The organism is Pseudoxanthomonas jiangsuensis, assembly GCF_010093185.1.
In the GTDB taxonomy this organism is placed as follows: domain Bacteria; phylum Pseudomonadota; class Gammaproteobacteria; order Xanthomonadales; family Xanthomonadaceae; genus Pseudoxanthomonas; species Pseudoxanthomonas jiangsuensis.
In genome coordinates, this window is record NZ_PDWL01000005.1 from 119865 (window position 1) to 137799 (window position 17935).

The window sequence follows — 17935 nt, forward strand, 5'->3', positions numbered from 1 at the left end:
TGGTGGCATCCCTACAGGAAGCCACCGATGACCGCCCGCATCCGTTTTTCCGCCCTCGCCCTCGCCACCGCACTGGCCGGCAGCGGCTGCCTGCCGGCGCTGGCCGCGCCCGCCACCGGCAACGCGGCCGACACTGCGGCGCCCACCGATCTCGCCACCGCTGCGGAACAGCGCGACCAGCGCGAAGGCGAGGCGGCCTTGTTGAGGCTGCAGGTACTGCTGGACCGCGCGCGCTTCGGTCCCGGCGAGATCGACGCCCGCGCGGGCTCCAACCAGGCCCGCGCCCTGCGCGGCTTCCAGGCCGCCCACGGCCTGACCGCGAGCGGCGAGGCCGACGCCGCGACCTGGGAGGCGCTGGAGCGCGATACCGCGCCGGTGCTGGCGGACTACACCCTGACCGCCGAGGATCTCGCCGGCCCGTATGCGCGGCTGCCCGACGACATCATGCAAAAGGCCAAACTGCCGGCACTCGGCCATGCCGACCTGGCCGAGGCGCTGGGCGAACGCTTCCACACCAGCCCCGAGCTGCTGCGTCGACTCAATCCCGGCCTGGATGGCGCCAAGGCGGGAACCGTGCTCAAGATGCCTGCGGTCGGCTCCGCCGTGTCCCAGGCACCATTGCCCAAGCCCGCGCGGCTGGTCGTGGACCGCAGCGAGTCGGTGCTGCGCCTGCTCGACGGCGAGGGCCGCGCGATCGCCCAGTTCCCCGCCTCCACCGGCAGCGAGCACGACCCCTTGCCGATCGGCGAGTGGAAGATCACCGCCGTGGTCCAAGATCCGACCTTCCACTACAACCCCGACCTGTTCTGGGACGCCGATCCGGCGCACGGCAAGGCCAAGCTGGCGCCCGGCCCGAACAACCCGGTCGGCACGGTCTGGATCGACCTGTCCAAGCCGCATTACGGCATCCACGGCACACCCGAGCCGCGCAGCGTCGGCAAGCAGCAGTCACACGGCTGCATCCGCCTGACCAACTGGGACGCCGAGGCGGTGGCGCAGGCGGTGGATGCCAGCGTGCCGGTGACCCTGCAAGAATGATCCACCGCCCGCCGCCACGCACCGGAGGTGTGCGATGAAGCTGCTGCTGGCCCTTCTGCTGTGCGTTCTGGTCGCACTTGGCGCGCTGGTGTTCTTCGCCGGTGGTCCCGGGGCCGGAGCGCTGGTCGAGGTGGCGCCGAGTGTCCAGGCACCGTCCGGCGGAGATGCGGTACGCGCATCGGCACCCGCACCACTGGCGACTATGCCCGGCGCCAACGCGCCATCCGCAGATTCGCGGTCCGTTCCTGCCCCGCCGGCCAACGCCGGCGACCCACATGCCGCCACCTCGCCCGCACCCCCGGCGAACCCTGCGACCGGTCCCGCGCGAGCCTCCCTCCCCTTGCCGGCATCGACCGCAGGCGGTCCGCCAACGCTGCTGCTCCCGGTCCAGGGCGTGCGGCCCGAACAGCTGCACGACACCTTCAGCGATGCCCGCAGCGAAAGCCGGCGCCACGACGCCATCGACATCATGGCCGCCGCCGGCACGCCGGTGCTGGCCGTGGCCGACGGCCACGTCGAGAAGCTGTTCGACAGCGAACGCGGCGGCCTGACCATCTACCAGTTCGAGCCGAGCGGGCGGCTGGCCTACTACTACGCCCACCTGCAGCGCTACGCCGACGGCCTGGCCGAAGGCCAGCCGGTGCGCCGCGGCCAGGTGATCGGCTACGTCGGCGCCACCGGCAACGCCAGTCCGGACGCGCCGCACCTGCACTTCGCCATCTTCGTGCTCGGGCCCGAACGGCGCTGGTGGGAAGGCACCGCGGTCAATCCCTATCCGGTACTGCGCGGGGAAGCGCCGCTGCCGTAACCGGCTTCATTGCCCTGCCGATACGAAAAGGGGACGCAATACGTCCCCTTTCCACGATCGCACTCTCCGGCCGCAGCCGGAGGACCACCATCACAACGCCTTGGCCGCCTCGACCACCTTGTCGGTGGTGATGCCGAAGTACTTGTACAGCTCGCCGGCCGGGGCCGAGGCGCCGAAGCGGTCCAGGCCGACCACCGCGCCGTCCAGGCCGACGTACTTGCGCCAGAAGTCGGTGATGCCGGCCTCCACCGCCACCCGCCTGCGCACCGCCTTCGGCAAGACCGACTCGCGGTAGGCCGCGTCCTGGCGGTCGAACACGTCGGTCGAGGGCATCGACACCACCCGGGTCTTGAGTCCGGCGGCGTCCAACACGGCCTTGGCCTCCACCGCCAGCGACACTTCCGAGCCGGTGCCGATCAGGATCACGTCGGGGCTGCCGCCCTCGGCGTCGGCCAGGACATAGCCGCCGCGCTCGACTTGCTTCAGCTGCTCGTCCGTGCGCGCCTGGTGCGGCAGGTTCTGCCGGCTGAACACCAGCACGCTCGGGCCGTCCTTGCGCACGATCGCCGCCTTCCACGCCACCGCCGACTCGACCGCGTCGCACGGGCGCCAGACGTCGTTGTTGGGGATGTAGCGCAGCGCGGCCAGGTGCTCGACCGGCTGGTGGGTCGGACCGTCCTCGCCCAGGCCGATCGAGTCGTGGGTGTAGACGTGGATCACGTGCGCCGGGATCAGCGCGCTCATGCGCAGGGCGTTGCGGGCGTAGTCGCTGAACACCAGGAAGGTGGCGTCGAACGGCAGGAAGCCGCCGTGCAGGGCGAGGCCATTCGCGATCGCGCTCATGCCGAACTCGCGCACGCCGTAGTGCACGTAGTTGGCGTCCGGGCTGGCCACGGTGACCGAGGTGCTGGCCTTCCACTGGGTCAGGTTGGACGGGGCCAGGTCGGCCGAGCCGCCGATCATTTCCGGCAACAGCGGGGCGAAGGCGGTGATCGCGTTCTGCGAGGCCTTGCGCGAGGCGATGGTCGCGCCCTCGGCCTGGACCTGGGCGACGTAGGCGTCGGCCTTGGCGAGGAAATCCTCCGGCAGCTCGCCGTGTGAGCGGCGGGTCAGCTCGGCGGCTTGCTGCGGATACTGCTTGGCGTACTTGTCGAACAGCTGCTCCCACTCGGCCTGGCGCAGGGTGCCGGTGCCGTTGGCGCGCCAGCCGGCGTAGATCTCCTCGGGCACCTCGAACGGCGCGTACGGCCATTCCAGCGCGGTGCGGGTGCCCTCGATCTCGTCCTTGCCCAGCGGCGCGCCGTGCGATTCTTCCTTGCCGGCCTTGTGCGGGGCGCCGAAGCCGATGGTGGTCTTGCAGCAGATCAGGCTGGGCCGGTCCTCGACCGCCAGTGCGGCGTCGATGCCGGCCTTGATCGATTCCGGATCGTGGCCGTCGACGCCGCGGACCACGTGCCAGCCGTAGGCCTCGAAGCGCGCCGGGGTGTCGTCGGTAAACCAGTCGTGGACTTCGCCGTCGATCGAGATGCCGTTGTCGTCCCAGAACGCCGTCAGCTTGCCCAGCTTCCAGGTGCCGGCCAGCGAGGCGGCCTCGTGCGAGACGCCTTCCATCATGCAACCGTCGCCCATGAACACCCAGGTGCGGTGGTCGACGATCTCGAGCTCGGGCCGGTTGAAGCGCCCGGCGAGGATCTTCTCGGCCAGGGCGAAGCCGACGGCATTCGCGAAGCCCTGCCCCAGCGGGCCGGTGGTGGTCTCCACGCCCGGGGTCTCGTAGCGCTCGGGATGGCCGGCGGTCTTGCTGTGCAGCTGGCGGAAGCGCTTGAGCTCCTCGATCGGCAGGTCGTAGCCGGCCAGGTGCAGCAGGGCGTAGTGCAGCATCGAGCCGTGGCCGTTGGACAGCACGAAGCGGTCGCGGTTGAACCAGTCCGGGTTGGACGGGTTGTGGCGCAGGTAGTCGTTCCACAGCACTTCGGCGATGTCGGCCATGCCCATGGGCATGCCCGGGTGACCGGACTTGGCGGCTTCGACCGCGTCGGCGGCGAGGAATCGGATGGCGTTGGCGAGCTGTCGGCGGGTCGGCGTCGTCATGTCGGGGTTGGCTTGGTCTGCGAGGGCGCCCGCGTCGCTGCGGGCCGCCCATTGTCCCACCCCTTGTCCACTCCTGTCCTGCCGATCGGACAAAAAACATCCGCGTTGGCACGCGTATGGGCGGAATTCCCGCCGAGGGAACGTTCTCCGCACGGTTTTCGCTGAAACGGAAGCGGATGCCGGGAGCGCAAAGCGCTGACTTCGGAAGGTGCCGTCGTCCCGGCGAACGCCGGGACCCAGTGTCTTTGCTCCCCTTGCAGGAGCACAGCGAAGCGGGGAAGCAAGGCGCTGGGTCCCGGCGTTCGCCGGGACGACGGTCATAGAAATCCCGAACCCACAGCGCGCAAGAAGACGCGACGGCGCATCACCCCGCCGGAACCGCCGGCCTGCCCTCGTCCGGCTCGCCGCTGGCCACCATCGTCGCCAGGGTCAGGTCGCCGCTCACGTTGAGCGTGGTCCGGCACATGTCGAGGAAATGGTTCACGCCCAGGATCAGGCCGATGCCGATCGGGTCCACCCCCACCATCGCGCAGATCAGCGCCACCACCGGCAGGGAACCCGATGGCACCCCGGCCGTGCCGATCCCGCCGAGGATGCACACCAGCATCACCATGAATTGCTGGCCCAGGCTCAGGTCGACCCCGAAGAACTGCGCCAGGAAGATCACCGTCACGCCCTCGAACAGCGCCGTGCCGTTCTGGTTGGCCGTCGCCCCGACCGTCAGCACGAAGCGCGACACCTTCTGCGGCAGCCCCAACCGGTCGGCCACCCGCAAGGCCGTGGGCAGCGTGGCATTGCTCGACGCGGTCGAGAACGCCATCACCGCCGCCTCCTGGATCCCGCGGAAGAACGCCAGCGGCGAATGCCCCGCCAGCCGCACCGCCACCGAATAGGTCACGAACATGTGCAGGGCCAGCGCCAGCACCACCACACCCACGTACGCGCCCAGCCGCAGAAGCAGGTCGAAGCCGAAGATCGCCGCCAGGTTGAACATGAAGCAGAACACCGCGTACGGCGCCAGCCGGATCACCAGCCCGATCAGGGTCATCGAGATCTCGAACACGCCCTCGATCCCGCGCTTGAGCGTGGCCACCTTGTCGTCGGGCGTGAGCACCATGCCCACCCCGAACATCACCGCGAAGAACATCAGGGCCAGGATCGAGCCGTTGTCGGCGGCGGCGTGGACCACGTTGCTGGGCACGATCGACAGCAGCATGTCCATGCCGCGCGGCTGCGAATCGACGCTGGCCACGATCTCGCGGCTGCGCTCCACGTTCTGCGCCAGCAGCTGCTGCGCCAGGGCCGGGTCCACGCCCGCGCCGGGCTTGAACAGGTTCACCAGGACCAGTCCCAGCAGCACCGCCACGCCCGACAGGATCACGGTGTAGGCTAGGGTCTTCCAGCCGATCCGGCCGAGGGCGCGGATGTCGCCCATCTCGGCGATGCCCATCACCAGCGCCGAGAACAGCAACGGCACGATCAGCATGAAGATCAGATTGAGGAACAGGCGCGAGGCCGGCGTGGTCACGTAGTCGGTGAACGCCTTGACCCAGCCGGCGTCCGCGCCGACCGCCACGTGCACCAGCAGGCCCAGCAGCAGGCCCAGGCCGAAGCCCAGTCCCATTTTCCAGGGCATCGGCCAGGAACGGCGGGCGGCTGCGGTCATGCGGGCATTCCGGAAGAGGCAGCCGGCAGCTTAGCAAACCGGCTCAGGGCGACCGCAGGCCTTGCGGGTACAACGGCGGCAGAAGCTCGTCCACCGGCGCCGCCGATACGGTCCAGCGCGGGCCTTCGCTGAACGCCGCGCGCAGCTGCGCGCGCGCGGCGGACGGATCGCCGGCCCCCGCCCACAACGCACGGCGCATCGCTTCCAGCGCCTGGCGCTGGCGGGCGTCGGCTAGGCGCGCGAGCACCTCGTCCAGGTCGGCGGCCGGCGGCTCGGCCATCTTTCGCAGCAGGGCCACGGCCTCGTCGAAGCTTCCGGCATCCAGAGTGCGGCGCAGCTCTACCAGCGCCGGGCGCGCCCGCGGACGCGCGGATGGGTGATCGCCTGCGGCGGCTTCCATGGCTGGCGCGTACCGCGCACGCCGCAGCCACAATGCCCAGCCCAGGGTCAGCAGCCACAGCGCGCCGAACAGGGCGGCCAGCCATGGCCAGAAGCCTGGAGCGAGGGCCGGTGTGGACAGGCCCGATACGATCGCCTCGTCGCCGGGGTCGGGCGCGGCGTCCGCGCTTGCCCGTGCCGGCGGTGCATCCGCGGCGGCAGCGGTGCCCGGCGCGCCCGGCGCCACATCCAGGTGCAGTTCCGGCAGCCGTTCCTGGCGCGCACGCGCGCCGGCGGTATCCCACCAGTCCATGCGTACGCCGGGCAGCCGCAACGCGCCGGCCTGCAGGGGCACCACCGAGAAGCGCCGGACCACGGTCAGCTGCGGGCTGCCGTCGACGAAGCGCTCGGTGGTCTCGGCGCGCTCGGCGAACACCTGCGCCCCGTCCACCCGCGGCGCGGGGATCTCCGGGAACTGGGCCGCGGTCGCACCCGGCGCCACCGCCTCGACCGCCACCTCCACCGCTTCGCCGGCGCGCGCCTGGGTGGGTGCGGACAGATAGCGCAGGCGCAGGCCGTGCAGCGGCAGCCACGGCTGCGGCGCGCCGTCGGGCTGGGCGCGCACCTGCAGCAGCTGCGCTTGGCCTGTGGCCTCCAGTTTGCGGTCGGTGCCGAAGAAATCGTCGAAGAAGCCGGCCGCGCCCTCGCCGCGGAAACGCGCCGGCGGCAGCTGCAAGGGACCGCTGCGCTCGGGCACCAGCAGGTAGCGGCGCTCGACCACGTGGTAGCGGCGGCCGTCGATCTCGCGGCTGCTCTGCACGTCCTCGCCCACGCGCTGCAGCGAGGCGCCTTCCGGCGCGTCCTGGGTGAGCTCGCCGGACAGCAGGGGCGTGGCGTAGTGCAGGCGCACGCTAACGCCCACGCTTTGCTGCACGTAGGGCGAAGGATCGTCCACCCGGGTCTCGACGAATACCTCGCCGGCCGGCGTCCGCCGCGGCGCGGCCGCGGCCACCCGCAAGGCTAGCGGCGGCGTGCGCTCCTGGCCGACCCGCAGGGCCGGCACCGCCAGGGCGCCGGGGCGGCGCGGGGTCAGGGCCACGCCGAACAGGCTGCCGCCATTGCCGCCGGCGCCGCTGCGGTACGGCGGGCCGAGGACGAAATCGGCCTGCAGCGGGGTGTAGTCCGGAGCGACGCCGGCCTGGTCGGTCTCGATGTTGAGGGTGACGGCCTCGCCCGCGGCGGCTTCGCTGCGGTCCAGCCAGGCGCGGGTCGCTGCCTGGGCCGTCGGCGCCCAGGTCGCCGACAGCAGCGCTGCCAGCAGGACCGCCGTCCACGTCGCCACGTCGCTGGCGCGTGCCAGGCACGGCAGGAGGAAGCCATGCGTGCGCCGCGCCGCCCCCGTCATCGATCGTCCCGTGCTCATCGTCCCTCCCGCTGGCGCCGTTCGTGTTCGAGCCGGAACTTGGCCCGCAGCAATCCGCCCGGATCGTCCGGCACCCGCCGCAGCCAGGCCTCGTGCGCCTGGACCTGCTCGCGCGTGCGCGCATCGGCCGGATCCTCCTGCACCTGCGCGGGATCCGTGCCGGGGTCGTTCTGCTGCAATGCCTGCCGCATGCGTTCGCGCTGTTCGCGGTCGGCCTGTTCCTGGCGGCTTCGCGCCTGCGCATCGTCGGCCTGGGGCGGCGGCGCGGCGGAGGATGACGGTGGTTGCTGCTGCGACGACGGCTGCGGCGGCGATTGCCGGCCGGAGGAAGGCGTGCCCTGCGCGTCGGAGGACGGCTGCCCCGCCTGCGGTGGTGGGGTACCGTCATCGCCCTCCTGCGGCGGTTGGCCTTCGCCGGGGTCGCGCGACTGCCCCTGCCCGCCGCCGGACGGCGGCTGGCGCTTGCGTGCGGCCTCGACCACGGCACGGTTGGCGATGGCGTCCTCCATCCCCGGCGCCTGGGCCAGGGCGCGGTCGTAGGCGGCAATCGCGTCGTCGTAGCGGCCCTGCCGCGCCAGCGCATTGCCGAGGTTGTACTGGGCTTCGGCGCCGCGTGCGGCGGCGGCATCGAAGGCCTGGGCGGCGGCGGCGAAATCTCCCCCGCGGTAGGCGTCCACGCCCTGCTCCAAGGTCCGTTGCGCTTGCTGGTCGGGGCGTTGCCACCAGCTGCGTGCGCCCTGCGTGGTTGCCGCGGCGGCCCTTACCGGCGTGGGCGGTTGCGCCGCCTGCCCGGCCGCCCGCGCCGGCGGCGCGGCCACCGCGCCCAGGCCCAGCAGCAGGGCCAGCGGCCAGGCCGCCAGCACCCCGGCGCCGCGGCGGAACGCCAGCGCCGCCAGCAGGGCCAGCGGCAGCAAAAGCCAATAGCCTTGGTCGAGCCAGGTGCGCTCGCCCTCGCCGCGCGCCTGGCCATCGCTGGCCGGCGGATCCAGCACGCCCAAGGCACGCAGGTCGCCCGCATCCACCGTCAGCCGCGCATAGCGGCCGCCGCCGGCCGCGGCCAGCGCGCGCAGGGAGGTCTCGTCCAGCCGCGCGCGGCGGGTGCCGCCCTCGCGATCGCGGTACACGGCGCCGGCCGCGCTGCCCAGGCCGAGCACCGAGGTGCGGTAGCCCTGCGCCGCCAGCGCCGCGGCGATCCGGCGCGAAGCCTCGTCGGCCTCGCCGGTCAGCAACAGGATCTGGCCCTGGGCAAAGCCGGCCTGGCGCAGCAGCCCGGCGGCATGGGTCAGCGCGCGCTCCGGGCGCGCGCCGTCCACCGGCATCACCTCCGGCGCCAGCGACTCCAGGAACAGGCCGATGTTGCCGGCATCGGCGGTCAGCGGGGCGACGGTATAGGCGTCCTCGGCCCACGCCACAAGGCCGACCTCGCCGCCGCGGCGCTCGCGCAGCAGCAGGGCCAGCTTGGCCCGCGCCTGGGCCAGGCGGCTGGGCGGCAGGTCCGGGGTGGCGATGGCGCTGGACAGGTCCAGGGCGATCACCAGCGGCGCCTGCGCCTGCCATTGCGGCTGCGCCTGCTGGCGCCAGCCGGGCCCGGACAGGGCCAGCGCCGCCAAAGCCAGGGCCAGTCCCACCCCGGCCAGGCGCGGGCCGGCACCCGCGCCGGCGGGCTCGAGCAGGTGCGGCAGCAGGTGCGGATCGACCACCTCGCGCCAGCCGCGCCCGCGCCGGCGGCGCCCGAGCAGCCAGGGGAGCGGCGCCAGCAGCAACGCCCACAACCACAGGGGACGCTGGAAATGCACGGCTTCCAGCCAGAGCGCAGGATTCATGCCGCGCTCCTGCCGGCCGCCGTGCGCCACAACCCTGCGAGCAGGACCAGCAGCCAGGCCGCGGCCAGCGGCCAGGGGTAGCGTTCGATCCGCGGCCGCACCGGCGCGGCCGCGACCTGCACCGGTTCCAGCCGGTCCAGTTCGGCGTAGATGCCGGCCAGCGCCTCGGTATCGCGCGCGCGGAAGAAGCGCCCGCCGGTGGTCCGCGCCACTTCGGCCAGGGTGTCCTCGTCCACTTCCTCGCCGCCCTGCGGCATCGGCACCTGCATGCCGAAGAAGGAAAAGCCCGCCCCGGCGCCGCCGAAGGCGATGGTGTGCACGCGCACGCCCTCGGCCCGGGCCAGTTCGGCCGCCTTGCGCGGATCGAGCACGCCGGCGGTGTTGACCCCGTCGGTCAGCAGAATCACCACCCGCTGGCCCTCGGGCTGCTCGCGCAGGCGCTTGACCGCCAAGCCGATCGCATCGCCCAGCGCGGTCTCCTGTCCGGCCAAGCCGGCGACGCTGTCGCGCAGCTGGCCGCGGACCGAGGCCAGGTCCAGGGTCAAAGGAGTGAGCACGTAGGCGCGCTGGCCGAACACCAGCAGGCCGACGCGATCGCCGGCGCGGCGGGCGAGGAAGTCGGCGATCACCGCCTTGGCCGCGGTCAGGCGATCGACCACCTGCACGCCCAAGCGCATGTCGGCCTCGTTCATGCTGCCGGACAGGTCCACCGCCAGCAGCATCTGCCGGGCCTGGCGCGGCGGCTCGTGGGCCTCGCCCAGCTGCTGCGGGCGGGCGATGGCGGTCACCAGCAGCAGCCAGGCCAGCGCCGGCAGCAGCCAGTGGCCGCGCAGCCCCGTTTCGCCGCCCGCGGCCACGCCCTGCAGGCGTTCGCCCCACGGCACGCGCAGGGCCGGCGCGCTGCTGCGCCGCGGCGGCAACAGCCAGTGCGCCAGCACCGGCAGGGGCAGCAGGGCCCACGCCCAGGGCCAGGCGAAACCCGCGAACCCGTCCAGCGCCTGGCGCACCACCGACAGCCCACCGGCCAGCATCTCCATCAGCGCCGCCGCTCCATCAGCTGAACGAAGCGCGCGCGCGCCAGGGCATGGGCGGCGTCGAACGCGCGCGCATCCACTTCAGGACGGAAGCCGCCCTCGAGCAGCAGGCGCCCAGCGCCAGCGCTGAAATCGAGGCCGTCGCGGCCGTCGAGGAAGCGCAGCCAGGCCTCGCCTTGCAGGTGTTCGGCGCCGGGCTGGGCACGTCGCGCGGCACGGCGCAGCCAGGCGGACATCGCCGCCAGCCTCTGCGGGCGGTCGCCTTCGCCACAGCCGGCATCGAACCCGCGCAGCCAGCGCCGGCGCCGCCACCGGCGCCAGGCCAGCCAGGCGCCCAACACCATGACTAGCAGCAGCAAGGCGGCCGTCAACCACCACCAGCCCGGGGCCGGCGGCCACCAGGATGGCGACGGCGGCAGGTGCACATCGCGCAGCGGAAGGCGGGCCGGATCCATGCCGTCAGGGCCTGCCGGCGCCATTGCCCCGGGCGGCGCCGTCGTATCCACCCGTCGGGAGTTCGTGCTTGGCGGCGGGTTGGGCTGGGCGCGCATCCGGGTCGTGCGAAGGCACCGCGGCGGCGGATCCCGGCGCCACGTCGACAGGCACCGGCGGCCGCAGCCAGGCGTCGGCCTCGGCTTCGGTGGACAGCGTCCGCACCTGCCAGCCCAGGCCCGGCAGGCTCGCCACCAGGCCCTCGGCGGGCGCGGCGAACGTCGCATGCCAGCGCCCGCGCACCGATGCGCGCTGCAATGCCAGCTGCAGCCGCGCTGCGCCGGCACGGAATGCGAGCGGACGGCGTGGCGGATGGATTTCCAGGGCGTCCTGCAGCAGCACCAGGGTCGCCTCGTGATGGCGCGCCAGCGCGCTCCAACGCGGCGCCGGCACCGCCGCTGCGCTGGCGGCATCGGCCAGCACCAGCAGCCGCGCGCCCGGACGCAGGAGCCGCTGCGCGTGTTCCAGCGCCACCTCCAGGCGGCCGTCGTCCGCCGGTGGCCGCGCATACCAGCGCGCCAACGCATCGAGCACCCGCATCGCCCCGCGCATGCCGGTGGCCGGCGGGATCGCCGGCTCGCCCGCGCGCAGGGCGGCGATGCGGTCGCCGGCCTGCAGCGCGGTCCACACCGCCACCGCGCCCGCGCGCGCGGCCTGCACCGACTTGAAGCGCGCGCGGGTGCCGAAGTACAGCGCCGGCGCGGTGTCGGCGACCAGCAGGGTGAGGCGCTCGCGCTCGGCCTGGAACAGCTTGGTGTGCGGGCGGCCGCTGCGCGCGGTCAGGCGCCAGTCCATCCTGCGCACATCGTCGCCAATGGTGTATTCGCGCGATTCGGCGTATTCCATGCCGCGGCCGCGCAGGTTCGAAGGCGCCGGCCCGTGCACGCCCAGGCGGCCGCGGCGCGGGGCCTGCACCCGCCGGACCTGGCCGCGCAGGGCGACCAGCTCGGCCAGGCTCGGGACGATGCCGGCCTGCGCCTCGGTCCCGTTCGCGGCGTCGCCGGCGGCAGGGTTCACGGCGGCGGCACCCGCTCCAGCAGGGCGGCGACCAGGCGCTCGCCGTCCCAGCCCTCGGCCAGGGCCTCGTAGCTGGGCAGCACCCGGTGCCGGAGTACGTCCGGCGCCACCGCGCGCACGTCCTCGGGGGTGGCGTAGTCGCGGCCGGCCAGCCAGGCGCGGGCACGGGCGCAGCGCTCCAGCGCGATCGAGCCGCGCGGGCTGGCGCCCCAGGCGATCCGCCGGCCCAGGGCGGGGTCGTAGCGGCCGGCGTCGCGCGAGGCCAGCACCAGTTCCACCAGGTAGCGCTCCAGCGCCGGGGCCACGTGCAGCGCCAGTACCTGCTCGCGCGCGGCGAACACCTGGGCCTGCGGCATGCGCTCGGCCGGAGGCGTCGGCTCCTGCAGGGTCTGGCGCGCTCGCTCGCGGGCCAGGCGCAGGATTTCGGTCTCCATGTCCGCGTCGGGATAGCCGATGCGCACATGCATCAGGAACCGGTCCAGCTGCGCTTCCGGCAAGGGGAAGGTGCCCTCCTGCTCGATCGGGTTCTGGGTGGCCATCACCAGGAACAGCGGCGGCAAGGCATAGGTGTGCCGGCCTACCGTGACCTGGCGCTCACCCATCGCCTCCAGCAGGGCGGACTGCACCTTGGCCGGGGCGCGGTTGATCTCGTCGGCCAGCAGCAGGGGATGGAACACCGGCCCGGGCTGGAACTCGAAGCGGCCTTCCTGCGGGCGCCAGACCTCGGTCCCGGTCAGGTCGGCCGGCAGCAGGTCGGGGGTGAACTGGACCCGGGCGAAGTCGGCGTCCAGGTGCGCGGCCAGGGTCCGGATCGCGGTGGTCTTGGCCAGCCCCGGCGCCCCTTCCACCAGCAGATGGCCATCGGCCAGCAGGGCCACCAGCAGGCGCTCGACCAGCGCGGACTGGCCGACGATGGCCGCCGACAGCTGCTCGCGCAGGCGCAGGAAGGCCGCGTGCAGGCCGGAGCCGGCGGCGGGACTGGACTCGGCGGGAAGGGTATCCATGGCGCCGATTCTGACCGATCCGGCAGGCGGCGGGTTCCCCGCGGGTGAACCGCGGCCCAAACGGTCCGACCGGCCGCAACGAAAACGGGGCCCGAAGGCCCCGTCGTCCGTCCATCCGCGTGGCGATGGCTCAGCTGCGCTTCTCGACCCGCATGACCTTCGGGGTCAGGAAGATCAGCAGTTCGGCCTTGTCCTTGCTGCGGCTCTTCTTCTTGAACAGCGCGCCGAGGAACGGAACGTCGCCCAGGAACGGCACCTTGGCCACGCTGTTGGCGTCGGTGAACTCGTACACGCCGCCGATCACCACGGTCTGGCCGTCGTCGACCAGTACCGCGGTATTGATCTCGCGGGTGGCGATTTCCGGGACCTGGCCGATGCTGGTGTCGATGTAGCGCAGGATCTCGTCCTTGAGCACGTTGACCACCATGAACACGCGGTCGTCGCTGGTGATGGTCGGGGTGACCTTCAGCTCCAGCACCACGTCCTTGAACTGCACGTTCGGGGTCGCGACGCCGGAGGTGCCGCCGCCGGTCAGGGTCACGTAGCCGACCTCGCGGCCCTGGCGGATGACCGCCTCGCGCTGGTTGGAGGTGACCACGCGCGGGTTGGACAGCACCTCGCCGCGGCCTTCCTGCTGCAGGGCCGACAGCTCCAGGTCGATGGCGAAGTTGGCGCCGAGCAGGGTGTAGGCGATCGCGCCCGGGCTCAGGCCGGTGGAGGTGGTCGCCGGCAGGTTGAAGTTCAGGCCGCCGGGAATCTCGTACTCGCTGTCCTCGATGATCGTGGTGTTGTTCTCCAGCCCACCGCTGATCACCCGGGTGTTGTTGCCGATCCTGCGCCCCTGGACACCAAAGCGAGCACCCAGGTCACGCGCGAACGAATCGGTGGCGATCACGATCCGGCTCTCGATCAGCACCTGGTCGACCGGGCGGTCGATCACCCCGATCAGCTCGCGCATCTGCGCGACCTTCTTCGGGATGTCGCTGATCATCAGGGTGTTGGTGCGCTCGTCGGCGACCAGGCGGCCGCGCGGGGAGAGGAAGCCGTTCTCGTTGGTGCCGCCGCCACCGCCCTGGCCGCCGCTGCCGCCGATGCCCTTGGCTTCGGTCAGCGCCTTGAAGATGGCCGCGGCGGAGTGGTAGTTGATCTGGATGTAGTCGGTGGTCAGGTCGACCCGGTTCTCCAGGTCGATGCGGGCGTCTTCCTTGGCCTTCTCGAACGCGGCCAGCTCAGGCTGCGGCGCGACCCAGACCACGTTGCCGTCGCGGCGCTTGTCCAGGCCCTTGGCGCGCAGGACGATGTCCAGCGCCTGGTCCCAGGGCACGTTCATCAGCCGCAGGGTCACGTTGCCCTGCACCGTGTCGGAAGCCACGATATTGAGGTTGGATTCCTCGGCGATCAGCTGCAGGACGGTGCGCACCGGCACGTCCTGGAAGTTGAAGGTCACCGGGCGTCCCGAATACGGTCGGTTGGCCAGGCGCGCCTGGGCGCTGGCGACGTTGTCGGCGTTGGGCGCGCCCACCGCCGGCTTGCCGGTGCGCGGGGCGATCTCCACCACGTACTCGTTGCCGGACTGGTAGGCCAGCGACTCGAACTCGCCGCGGGTGCTCAGCACCAGCTGGGTACCGCCCGCATAGGGCTTGGCGTCGATCCTCTGCACCGGGGTGGCGAAGTCGGTGACGTTGAGCGGGCGCTGCAGTTCGGCCGGCAGGCGGGCGTTGGCCACGTCGACCACGATGCTGCCGTCCTGGTTGCGCAGGTCCGGGGCCACGCCCTCGCCGTCGAAGCGCAGGATCAGCCGGCCGGCGCCGCCGTCGCCGCGCTTGAAGTCGATCTGGGACACGCTGGCCTGTGCCGCCTGCGCGGCAGCCGGCGACGTCGCCGGCGCGGCGGCCAGTGCGGTGGTGGCGGTCAGGGCGAACGCGAGCCCCAGGCCGCAGGCCCGGACGATCGCCGGGCGCCTCAGCATGCGCAGGCTCTGGGCATTGGAAAAGGTCATCGTGCTATCCCCTAATCATTGATCTTCGAGCGCGATGGAGGCCGGACGTTCCAGCCAGCCGCCCGCACCATCAGGCACCAGTTCAACCAGTTCGATCCTGTCCTCGTGCACCGAGGTCACGCGACCGTCGCTTTGCCCCAGGTACGCGCCCGGGCGAATCCGGTGGGTGACCCGGTCGGGCGCCATCACCAGCGCGATCAGCCCTCCCCCCTGGCCGATCGTGCCGACCATGTCCAGGCTGTCCAGCGGGTACTGCTCGAGCGGCTCCTTGCGCCGGTTCGGGTCCGGGCGCAGGCCGGCGCCGCCGTCCGGATTGCTCCAGGCGTCGCTGAACGGGTCGCGGATGTCCTGGGCGGCGTACTCGAAGGTCTCGAACTGCTGCATGACCGGCAGCGGCGGCAGCGGCGGCGCCGGGCGCGCGCGCACGTCGGCCACCCACTTCTCCAGGTTCGGGGCGTCGCCCGGGGTGCTGGTGATGCCGCGGCCGCAGGCGCCGAGCGCCAGCACGAGCAACGAAGCGGCAACCAGCCGCGCGGCTCCGGTGACGGCAACGTTACGACGGTCCATGCTCATTTCTTGCCGCCCCCCTGGTCCGCCTGCTCGGAGATCTCGGTGTCGTCCAGGTAACGATAGGTCTTGACCGTGCCGGACAGTTCCAGCACGCCGTTGCGGGTGATGCCCTGGTTGCCCTTGGGCTGCAGCTGGATGTCGTGCATGGTCAGGATGACCACACGCGGCAGCGAGGCCACGCCGCTGACGAAGGCGCCGAACTGGTGGTAGTTGCCCACCATCCGCAAAGCGATCGGCTTCTCGGCGTAGAACTCCTTCGGCGTCTCCGAGCCCGGCTTGAACAGCTCGTTGGACAGGCCGCTCGACAGCGCGGTCTGGGAGATGTCGATGATCAGGTCCGGCATCTCGGTCTTGCTCGGCAGCTGGCGCAGCATCTGCTGCAGCACCTGCTCCATCTGCGCCAGCTGCAGGCGCAGGGGCTCGAGGTTGGCGGCCTTGCCCTGCTCGGTCTCGAAGGTCCGGCGCAGGTCGCTTTCCTTGCTTTCGAGCGCCGTCAGCTCCTCGCCCTTGCCGCGGAACACCAGCAGCCAGGACAGCAGCAGGATCAGCAGGGCGATCAGCACGCAGAAAACGATCTTGGCGTTCTGCGGCCAGCTGCCGATGTTGTTGAAATCCAGGTCGCTCAGCTTGAACTTCTTCTTCTGGCTCATGACGCCGGGCTCCCCTGGGTCTTGGCGGGCTCATCGGCCGGGGCCGGTGCGGCCGGCTGCGCGGCGGGCGCCTGGGCCGGTGCGGCGACATCGGCGGGTGCGGCCGCCGGGGCTGCGGCATCGCCAGTGGCCGGCGCGTTGGCCTCGCCCTCCACCGCCGCGGCCTGCGCGGCGGGATCGATCACCGGGGTGCCGTCCTCGTTGGTGGTCGGGTTGGCCAGCTTCACCTTCAGGGTGAAGTTGTACGGCAGGGTCCGGGTGCCGCTCAGGCTCGCCTTGTCGTCTTTCTTCGCCTCGATGATCGACAGGTCGGGCTTGGTCATCCAGCCCGAGCTCTCCAGGTTGCGCATGTAGGCGCTGACCCGGGCGTTGGACTGGGCGCTGCCCTGCAGGGTCAGGATGTCGCCTTCCTGCTTGAGCGCGGTCAGGGTGACGCCGTCGGGGATGGTGCGCACCAGCGAATCGAACAGGTGGACCATCTGCGAGCGGTTGGCCTGCAGCTCCTCGATCACCTTCTTGCGCGCCAGCAGGCGGTCCTTCTTGGCGTCGAGCTCCTTGATCTCCTCGTTCTGCTTCTTGACCTGGGCGATCTGCTGTTCGAGGAAACCGTTGCGCGCCTGCTGGCCGCTGATCTGGCGGTCGTAGTAGAACCAGACCAGGAACGACAGCAGGAGGCCGGCCACCGCGGCCAGGCCCAGCATGCCCTGGAACTCGCGCTGGCGCTGCTTGCGGCGCTCGGCGCGCCACGGCAGAAGATTGATCCGTGCCATCAGTCGAAGCTCCTCAGGGCCAGGCCGGTGGCGATCATCAGCGCCGGCGCGTCCTGGGCCAGGGCATGCGCCTGCACCTTCGGCCCCAGGGTCATCTGCGCCAGCGGATTGGCCACCTGGGTCGGCACGCCCAGCTGCTCCTCGACCATCTCCGACAGGCCGGCGATGGCGGCGCAGCCGCCGGCCAGCACGATCTGGTCGACCCGGTTGAACTCGCTGCCGGCATAGAAGAACTGCAGAAGGCGGCTGATCTGCTGGACCGTGGCCTCCTTGAACGGCTCCAGCACCTCGACCTCGTAGGTCTCCGGCAGGCCGCCCTGGCGCTTGGCCTGGCCGGCTTCCTCGTAGGTCAGGCCGTAGCGGCGCATGACCTCGTCGGTCAGCTGCTTGCCGCCGAACACCTGCTCGCGGCTGTACAGGCTGCGGCCGCCGCGCAGGACGTTGAGGGTGGTCATGGTCGCGCCGATGTCGACCAGGGCGACCACGCCGTCGCGGCCCACCGGCAGCTCGTCGGCGATCAGGGCGAAGGCGTTCTCGACCGCGAAGGCCTCCACGTCCATCACCTTGGCCGTCAGCCCGCCCAGCTCCAGCGCCGACTGGCGCAGCTCCACGTTCTCCGAACGCGACGCCGCCAGCAGCACCTGGACCATCTCCGGGTTGTTGGGCATGCCGCCCAGCACCTCGAAGTCGAGGTTCACTTCCTCGATCGGGTACGGGATGTAGTTGACCGCCTCGAGCTCGACCTGGGCTTCCATGTCGTTCTCGTCCAGGTCCGCCGGCATCGGGATGATCTTGGTGATCACCGCCGAACCGGCGACCGCGGCCGCGGCGCTCTTGGCCTTGGTCCCCGAGCGCGTCACCGCGCGGCGGATGGCCTCGCCGACCGCTTCGACCTCGACGATGTTCTTCTCCACCACCGCGTTGGGCGGCAGCGGCTCGACGGCATAGTGTTCGACGCGGTAACGGTTGCCGCTGCGCGAAAGCTGCAGCAGCTTGACCGCAGTCGAGCTGATGTCGACGCCAATGAGCGGCGACTGGCTTTTCGGGATGAGCCCCACGGTTTCTCCCCTAATGACAGGCACTTGGGCGTACTACCTGTGCCTGTACATTAAATAACGGTCTTTTCCCGCTTGGCAACACCCCCGCGCCCAGGCTGGGATGCCTGTCACGCA

At 71.8% G+C, this 17935-nt stretch carries 14 protein-coding genes and 1 pseudogene; 2 read left to right on the top strand and 13 right to left on the bottom strand.

All coding sequences use genetic code 11. The features are described 5' to 3' along the window. The first annotated feature begins 27 nt into the window (after positions 1-27). Both CSC62_RS04930 and CSC62_RS04935 read left to right on the top strand, forming a co-directional pair. On the top strand, positions 28-1038 hold the full coding sequence (locus CSC62_RS04930; protein WP_162405056.1) for a L,D-transpeptidase family protein: 1011 nt from the start codon (positions 28-30) through the stop codon (positions 1036-1038). A 34-nt stretch (positions 1039-1072) separates the two neighbouring features. Further along, positions 1073-1846 (top strand): M23 family metallopeptidase, encoded by a 774-nt coding sequence (locus CSC62_RS04935; protein ID WP_162405057.1) that lies wholly within the window; start codon positions 1073-1075, stop codon positions 1844-1846. Positions 1847-1936: 90 nt separating this feature from the next. On the opposite strand, the gene tkt is transcribed toward CSC62_RS04935, so the two are convergent. The 13 genes and pseudogenes from tkt to CSC62_RS05000 all read right to left on the bottom strand — a co-directional run bounded on the left by tkt (position 1937) and on the right by CSC62_RS05000 (position 17821). After that, positions 1937-3937 (bottom strand): transketolase, encoded by a 2001-nt coding sequence (tkt, locus tag CSC62_RS04940; protein WP_162405058.1) that lies wholly within the window; start codon positions 3935-3937, stop codon positions 1937-1939. Positions 3938-4301: 364 nt separating this feature from the next. Further along, a complete protein-coding gene (locus tag CSC62_RS04945) occupies positions 4302-5603 on the bottom strand; it encodes a dicarboxylate/amino acid:cation symporter (protein WP_162405059.1) in 1302 nt (433 codons plus the stop codon). Positions 5604-5646: 43 nt separating this feature from the next. Then, complete coding sequence (locus tag CSC62_RS04950) at positions 5647-7404, bottom strand: BatD family protein (protein ID WP_246194194.1); 1758 nt, start codon at positions 7402-7404, stop codon at positions 5647-5649. Then, entirely contained in the window at positions 7401-9227 is a 1827-nt protein-coding gene (locus CSC62_RS04955) for a tetratricopeptide repeat protein (RefSeq protein WP_162405060.1), read from the bottom strand. The genes CSC62_RS04950 and CSC62_RS04955 overlap by 4 nt, the downstream gene beginning before the upstream one ends. Continuing rightward, entirely contained in the window at positions 9224-10258 is a 1035-nt protein-coding gene (locus CSC62_RS04960) for a vWA domain-containing protein (RefSeq protein WP_162405106.1), read from the bottom strand. The genes CSC62_RS04955 and CSC62_RS04960 overlap by 4 nt, the downstream gene beginning before the upstream one ends. Positions 10259-10263: 5 nt before the next feature. Further along, positions 10264-10716, bottom strand: a complete 453-nt coding sequence (locus tag CSC62_RS04965) for a DUF4381 family protein (protein WP_162405061.1) — start codon at positions 10714-10716, stop codon at positions 10264-10266. A 160-nt stretch (positions 10717-10876) separates the two neighbouring features. Further along, positions 10877-11770 (bottom strand): annotated as a pseudogene (locus CSC62_RS04970) (DUF58 domain-containing protein); the annotation flags it as partial. After that, the gene (locus CSC62_RS04975; RefSeq protein WP_162405063.1) at positions 11767-12774 is read right to left on the bottom strand and encodes an AAA family ATPase; all 1008 of its coding nucleotides are present in this window, start codon (positions 12772-12774) and stop codon (positions 11767-11769) included. The gene CSC62_RS04975 and the pseudogene CSC62_RS04970, both read right to left, overlap by 4 nt. A gap of 130 nt (positions 12775-12904) precedes the next feature. After that, positions 12905-14773 (bottom strand): type IV pilus secretin PilQ, encoded by a 1869-nt coding sequence (locus CSC62_RS04980; RefSeq protein WP_162405064.1) that lies wholly within the window; start codon positions 14771-14773, stop codon positions 12905-12907. A 15-nt stretch (positions 14774-14788) separates the two neighbouring features. Then, positions 14789-15340 (bottom strand): pilus assembly protein PilP, encoded by a 552-nt coding sequence (locus CSC62_RS04985; RefSeq protein WP_162405065.1) that lies wholly within the window; start codon positions 15338-15340, stop codon positions 14789-14791. A gap of 2 nt (positions 15341-15342) precedes the next feature. Further along, positions 15343-15993 carry a type IV pilus inner membrane component PilO gene (locus tag CSC62_RS04990; RefSeq protein ID WP_162405066.1) on the bottom strand — a complete coding sequence of 217 codons (651 nt, stop codon included), beginning with the start codon at positions 15991-15993 and terminating at the stop codon, positions 15343-15345. After that, on the bottom strand, positions 15990-16763 hold the full coding sequence (locus CSC62_RS04995; protein WP_162405067.1) for a PilN domain-containing protein: 774 nt from the start codon (positions 16761-16763) through the stop codon (positions 15990-15992). The genes CSC62_RS04990 and CSC62_RS04995 overlap by 4 nt, the downstream gene beginning before the upstream one ends. Further along, entirely contained in the window at positions 16763-17821 is a 1059-nt protein-coding gene (locus CSC62_RS05000) for a pilus assembly protein PilM (RefSeq protein WP_162405068.1), read from the bottom strand. The genes CSC62_RS04995 and CSC62_RS05000 overlap by 1 nt, the downstream gene beginning before the upstream one ends. Positions 17822-17935: the final 114 nt, after the last annotated feature.

What these genes read in the sequence shown, in the direction of transcription:
- CSC62_RS04955 (WP_162405060.1), bottom strand. Translation starts at nt 9,227, where the DNA reads ATGAATCCTGCGCTCTGGCTGGAAGCCGTGCATTTCCAGCGTCCCCTG.
- CSC62_RS04960 (WP_162405106.1), bottom strand. Translation starts at nt 10,258, where the DNA reads ATGCTGGCCGGTGGGCTGTCGGTGGTGCGCCAGGCGCTGGACGGGTTC.
- CSC62_RS04985 (WP_162405065.1), bottom strand. Translation starts at nt 15,340, where the DNA reads ATGGACCGTCGTAACGTTGCCGTCACCGGAGCCGCGCGGCTGGTTGCC.
- CSC62_RS04965 (WP_162405061.1), bottom strand. Translation starts at nt 10,716, where the DNA reads ATGGATCCGGCCCGCCTTCCGCTGCGCGATGTGCACCTGCCGCCGTCG.
- CSC62_RS04945 (WP_162405059.1), bottom strand. Translation starts at nt 5,603, where the DNA reads ATGACCGCAGCCGCCCGCCGTTCCTGGCCGATGCCCTGGAAAATGGGA.
- CSC62_RS04995 (WP_162405067.1), bottom strand. Translation starts at nt 16,763, where the DNA reads ATGGCACGGATCAATCTTCTGCCGTGGCGCGCCGAGCGCCGCAAGCAG.
- CSC62_RS04935 (WP_162405057.1), top strand. Translation starts at nt 1,073, where the DNA reads ATGAAGCTGCTGCTGGCCCTTCTGCTGTGCGTTCTGGTCGCACTTGGC.
- CSC62_RS04950 (WP_246194194.1), bottom strand. Translation starts at nt 7,404, where the DNA reads ATGAGCACGGGACGATCGATGACGGGGGCGGCGCGGCGCACGCATGGC.
- CSC62_RS04975 (WP_162405063.1), bottom strand. Translation starts at nt 12,774, where the DNA reads ATGGATACCCTTCCCGCCGAGTCCAGTCCCGCCGCCGGCTCCGGCCTG.
- CSC62_RS04930 (WP_162405056.1), top strand. Translation starts at nt 28, where the DNA reads ATGACCGCCCGCATCCGTTTTTCCGCCCTCGCCCTCGCCACCGCACTG.
- tkt (WP_162405058.1), bottom strand. Translation starts at nt 3,937, where the DNA reads ATGACGACGCCGACCCGCCGACAGCTCGCCAACGCCATCCGATTCCTC.
- CSC62_RS04980 (WP_162405064.1), bottom strand. Translation starts at nt 14,773, where the DNA reads ATGACCTTTTCCAATGCCCAGAGCCTGCGCATGCTGAGGCGCCCGGCG.
- CSC62_RS04990 (WP_162405066.1), bottom strand. Translation starts at nt 15,993, where the DNA reads ATGAGCCAGAAGAAGAAGTTCAAGCTGAGCGACCTGGATTTCAACAAC.